Source organism: Aliiruegeria haliotis, from assembly GCF_003003255.1.
Lineage (GTDB): Bacteria > Pseudomonadota > Alphaproteobacteria > Rhodobacterales > Rhodobacteraceae > Tropicimonas > Tropicimonas haliotis.
Genome location: NZ_PVTD01000032.1, coordinates 1 through 1,227 on the forward strand (window position 1 = coordinate 1; position 1,227 = coordinate 1,227).

Genomic DNA, 1,227 nt, shown 5'->3' on the forward strand with positions numbered 1-1,227 from the left:
TGGAGTAGCCCCCTGAGAGTGGTCCACCAACTGGGATAGATTGTCCTGCAAATTGGAGGATCAGCGATGGCTGGGAAACGAGAGAAGCCCGAAGATATAGTATCGAAACTTCGGCAAGTTGAGGTTCTGCAAGGACAAGGCGCGACGGTTGGCGAGGCTGTCCGCCAGATCGGCATAACGCAGCAAACGTTCTATCGATGGCGGAAGCTCTATGGCGGAATGGGCCGGTCACAGCTCGCACGCCTGAAAGAGCTTGAGAAAGAGAACCAGCGGCTGCGCCGCGCGGTGTCTGATCTGACGCTGGACAAGCTCATTCTGACCGAGGCGGCAAAGGGAAACTTCTGAGCCCTTCACGTCGCCGCAAGTGCATCGACCATGTGCGGCAGGAGCTTGGCGTATCAGAGCGCCGTGCCTGCCGCACGCTCGGTCAGCATCGATCCACGCAGCGCAAGGTTCCGCAAGGCCGTGCAGATGAAGGGCGTCTGACAGACGACATCATCGAACTGGCCGACAAATACGGGCGCTACGGTTATCGGATGGTGACCGGCTTGCTGAACAACGCAGGTTGGTGCGTCAACCACAAGCGGGTCGAGCGTATCTGGCGGCGTGAAGGGCTGAAGGTTCCACAGAAACAGAAGAAAAAGGGGCGTCTCTGGATGAATGATGGATCATGTGTTCGCCTCAGGCCGGAGCGGCCAAACCACGTCTGGTCCTATGACTTCGTTCAGGATCGCACCCACGACGGTCGGGTCTATCGGACGCTCAACATCATCGATGAATACACCAGGGAGGCGCTCATGATCCGCGTGGATCGCAAGCTCAACTCGACCGATGTGCTGGATGCGCTGACCGACTTGCTCATCCTTCGCGGTCCGCCGGAATACATCAGGTCTGACAATGGCCCGGAGTTCATTGCGCAGAAAGTGCGGGACTGGATCGCAGCCGTCGGCGCCAAGACCACCTACATCGAGCCAGGCTCACCTTGGGAAAACGGATACTGCGAAAGCTTCAACGCCCGTTTCCGGGACGAACTGCTCAACGGCGAAATCTTCTACAGCCTGCGGGAAGCTCAAATCCTGATCGAGCAGTGGCGCGTTCACTACAACACCGTCAGGCCGCACAGCGCACTGGGATACAGGCCACCCGCGCCAGAAACCCTTGTTCCGATGGACCAGAGGCCAACGATGTACTAACAATCAAACCGGACCACCCATTGGGGGCACGCCA

The 1,227-nt window shown here is 58.4% G+C and carries 1 protein-coding gene; it reads left to right on the forward strand.

What is annotated here, in order from left to right; translation table 11 throughout:
* The first annotated feature begins 66 nt into the window (after positions 1 to 66).
* Positions 67 to 1,193 (forward strand): IS3 family transposase gene (locus CLV78_RS23575; protein ID WP_106208601.1). Its coding sequence is split into 2 segments (ribosomal slippage): positions 67 to 331 and positions 331 to 1,193, totalling 1,128 coding nucleotides; the frame shifts between segments, so codons are not numbered across the junction.
* The last annotated feature ends 34 nt before the right edge of the window (positions 1,194 to 1,227 follow it).